Consider the following 357-nt stretch of genomic DNA (forward strand, 5'->3'; position numbering starts at 1 on the left):
CGAACTGAAGAACACGATCAACACGATGGTGGATCAGTTGCGCTCGTTCGCCTCCGAGGTGACGCGCGTGGCGCGCGAGGTCGGCACGGAAGGCAAGCTCGGTGGCCAGGCCGATGTGCAGGGCGTGGCGGGCACGTGGAAGGATCTGACCGACTCGGTGAATTCGATGGGTGGCAACCTGACGGCGCAGGTGCGCAACATCGCCGAAGTGACGAAGGCCGTGGCCGCGGGTGATCTCTCAAAGAAAATCACCGTCGACGTCAAGGGCGAAATCCTCGAACTGAAGAACACGATCAACACGATGGTGGATCAGTTGCGCTCGTTCGCCTCCGAGGTGACGCGCGTGGCGCGCGAGGT

1 protein-coding gene is annotated in these 357 nt (G+C 62.5%); it reads left to right on the plus strand.

The window, feature by feature from the left end; translation table 11 throughout:
• Window positions 1-357 (plus strand): HAMP domain-containing protein (locus H3V53_RS43490; protein WP_336603083.1); only part of this gene is annotated, 357 nt, incomplete at both ends.

This window comes from Paraburkholderia bengalensis, assembly GCF_037126505.1.
Taxonomy (GTDB): domain Bacteria; phylum Pseudomonadota; class Gammaproteobacteria; order Burkholderiales; family Burkholderiaceae; genus Paraburkholderia; species Paraburkholderia bengalensis.